This window comes from Anoxybacillus sp. (assembly GCF_036834105.1).
Lineage (GTDB): Bacteria > Bacillota > Bacilli > Bacillales > Anoxybacillaceae > Anoxybacillus.
The window spans coordinates 1-3594 of the sequence record NZ_DAITON010000178.1 but is presented as its reverse complement, the minus strand read 5'-3'; the positions used below and the strand labels follow the sequence as shown (position 1 = coordinate 3594).

At 39.0% G+C, this 3594-nt stretch carries 3 protein-coding genes; all 3 read right to left on the bottom strand.

What is annotated here, in order from left to right; all coding sequences use genetic code 11:
* On the bottom strand, positions 1–826 hold an 826-nt coding region (locus tag V7Z64_RS12385; protein ID WP_334110593.1), incomplete at its 3' end, for a mannitol-1-phosphate 5-dehydrogenase.
* A 1-nt stretch (position 827) separates the two neighbouring features.
* Positions 828–1259, bottom strand: a complete 432-nt coding sequence (locus V7Z64_RS12380; RefSeq protein WP_297988882.1) for a PTS sugar transporter subunit IIA — start codon at positions 1257–1259, stop codon at positions 828–830.
* Positions 1260–1265: 6 nt separating this feature from the next.
* The gene (locus V7Z64_RS12375; protein WP_297988879.1) at positions 1266–3341 is read right to left on the bottom strand and encodes a BglG family transcription antiterminator; all 2076 of its coding nucleotides are present in this window, start codon (positions 3339–3341) and stop codon (positions 1266–1268) included.
* Positions 3342–3594 lie beyond the last annotated feature (253 nt).

Below are 3594 nucleotides of genomic sequence, written 5' to 3'. Positions count from 1 at the left end.
TCTTTTCCATATACGCTTGATGTTCAGCTTCATCCCAACCGTATTGATGAACAAGCACTCTCCCTGATTCACGTAAAGCATTTGTCACATCAGCAAAAATATCCCGATCTGCCATCGCTTCATGAATCGTCCCGTATTTCTTACGATACCCTAAATAAGAAGCGATTGCGTGTCCTGTGTTAACAGTAAACAATTTTCTTTCGATGTATGGCTGTAAGTCGTCAACAAAACGGGCACCGATAATGTGTGGAACATTTCCAATCACTTGTTTCGTCTCAACAACCCATTCGAAAAACGGCTCAACAACAACCGTTAACGGATCTTCGTGGCTTTGATTTGGAACAATCCGATCGACAGCACAATTTAAAAAAGCACATTTGTCTTTTAAAGATGCCTGTTCTTGTTCTGATAGGTGTTCCCATACATATTTTTTTAAATATTCACTACCACCGATCATGTTTTCGCAAGCAATGACATGCACAGGCGGCGCGCATATCGTTAATCGTTTTTGTAGCCCTTGTGCAATTGTTTGTGAAATAAGCGGTAATACATTTGGGCCGACAGCCGTTGTCACTAAATGGGCACGAGCAAGATGATCAATGATTTCATCTCGTTGATGTTGACTATGCAGCGCCGATACATTACGAACAACTTGTCTCTCCGTCGTTTCTCCTGCGATCACCACTTCATACTGCCCTTTTTCCTGGAGCGCTTCTACAACTTTTTCATTTACATCGACAAATACAACGTCATATCCTGACTGTGACAACAAACTGCCGATAAATCCCCTTCCTATGTTTCCTGCGCCAAAATGAACCGCTAACATGTTATTTCACCTCACTTAATAATTGCAAAATTTCCTCTACAGTCGTTGCTGCAATCATCTTTTGAACGTTTTCTTCCTCAGAACATACAATTGCGACTTTTGAAAGAATGTCTAGATGTTCATTGTCCTTACCTGCAATACCAATTAAAATTTTCACTATATTCCCCTCGCCAAAGTCAACGCCATTCGGTACTTGAACGATTGACAAACCTGCTTGTTTCACGAGTTTTTTTGCGTCTTCTGTACCGTGCGGAATCGCCACAAAATTGCCCATATATGTTGATGTTAGCGCCTCTCGCTCAAACATTTTATCAATATAAAATTCCTCTACATATCCTTGCTCAACTAAAATACGACCCGCTAATCGAATCGCTTCTTCTTTCGTTTTCACTTTTGCACCTAGTACGATGTTTTCTTTTGCTAGAACTGCCATTATGATTCACTCCTTATGCTGTTGAAGTTGTTCGTAAAAAAATTTTTCTAACTGTGTACTTAAAAATGTATGAATTTGTTCTTTATTCCCTTTTGAAAATAATTCCATACTTTCTCCGTCTTTAATAATGAGCGAACTGACATGACTGAGAACTTGTAACATACCGTCCTGCGCATCTTTTGGCGCTAGTAACAGCAGCAGACGATCCATTTGCATCGGCCGCTGATCCATACCGATTACCGTTTGCGGATGTGTAAGTGTATATATCGTAAATGACGGCAACAACACCGCTTCGCTTCGCGCGTGATATAACGCTAAAGACGTATTCGGGATTCCTAATCCACCAGCTTGTTCCCGCCGCAACAATTGTTCGACAACTAGCCCTTTTGTACGAATGACACCATGTTGCTCAAGTTGTGTACACGCATCTATTAACGCATCTTGGAGCGAGCAAGAAGACAACTCCCTCATAGAAAAACCATTTAATAACTGAACGATCGTTTCGCTTACAACTTGAATCGAACGAATTTTTTCGATGCCCCTTTTCGTCGGAGTTGCTTTTTGCCCGCGAGAAGAAAACATTTTCTTTTTTAAAAATTGCCGTATCGAAGCAACTTCTTCTTCCGACAACATCGGGTTTACAAGAAAATATGGTTGAGACGTATGAATCGGAACCGTTGATACAATAAGATCATATTCGTTGACATCCATGTACCGAACATCAAAAAACGATTTTTGTTCAATATAGGAGATATCTGGTATTTCTTTTTTTAAACGAGTAGCTAATATTTTTGCCGTCCCAATTCCACTTGAACAAATGACAAGCGCACGAACTCCTTGCTTATCACGTAGTAGTGCTGATGCAAAATGAAGCACTAAATATCCGACTTCTTCTCTCGGTACCGTCATATGCGGGAATACATGACCCACACCCCGTTCAACAACATCAAACAGCTCGCTATAATCTTGCATAATTTTATGAAGCAATGGATTCGTAATTCCCATATGATGTTGAATGCGATATAAAGCTGGTTTCAAGTGAACGACTAGATCTTCATACAGTGGATAGTCATCTGTGAAATCAACACCTATTTCATCGCTCACAAAACGAATAAGCTCCTGCACCTTCATCGCAATTTCCAAACTTGCTTCCTCTAGCATATATCCGCGACGGGCTCGCAACTTTGCCCCCATTAAATGCATCGTAATATAGCCAATTTCTTCGTTAGGGATAACAATATGGAATATATCCCCTAACCTTTTAGCGATTTTTTCTGCTGTCTCGTATTCTTTTGTAGCACGAATTGTCTGCAAATGTTGAGCATCAAAATGAATAGCTTCTCCCTGCATAATGCGCTCAATTGCTAGAGCCAGATGAATGACGAGCGCGATATACGAACTATCGGCAATGGTGAATGGGAGATCATCTTTCATCGCTTCAATTTCCTGCTCAATCATGAATAATTTTTTCTTATCGACAAATCCAAGCAGTTTCTCGGTTACCGTATTTACAAGATCGGTTGATTTTTTTTGTATAGATTCTTTCATGAGTGAAAAAAAGTGTGACTCATCAAAATGATCAAATAACAGTTCGCTCATCATTTTACGCTTTGCCGCCTCAGAGCCGCAAATTTCTACTCCATACCCTCTTTTTCGAACGAGGGAAAGACTATGTTTTTTTACTTTTTCTTCAATTTTGTCTAAATCGTTGCTGATGGTGGCGACAGTGACGTTTAAATCGTTGGCAAGAGAGATTAATTTCACCGGCTCTCCTGACTCTAATAAAGCAATTAAAATCATCGTTTGCCGCTCTTCTGGCGTATATTCCGTATGTGATAAACGGAACAAATACATTTGCAATTGATGCTTTTTGTCTTCGTCACCGACAATTTGAATTCCAACACCTGCTTTTTTGATTAGTTGCAAGTCGTACGCTTCAATGACTTGTTCAACACCTTTTAAATCGCGATGAACGGTTCGTTCACTAACATCTAATTGCTTAGCTATTTCTCCTACTGTAACTCCTTTTGGATGCAACAATAAAAGATCCAATATTTTTCTTTCTCTTGCTGATATATACATACACCCACCTCCTTGGCCAGCAACGATTGTTGACAAATTTTAAAAAGTATATGTTTTTTCAAGAAAATTTTATCGCTAATTTTTTTGTATCACAACAAATAGAAAGTACTTTTTCGTCGTACGGAATGTTGACATTTTTTAAATATGAAACAAAAAGGTAAGCTGGTCACTTACCTTTTTGTTTATTTGTTATTCACTTTCTGTAGATGAGCAAATTTACTAACATAAATTTACAACCAAACAAAAAAAGGAG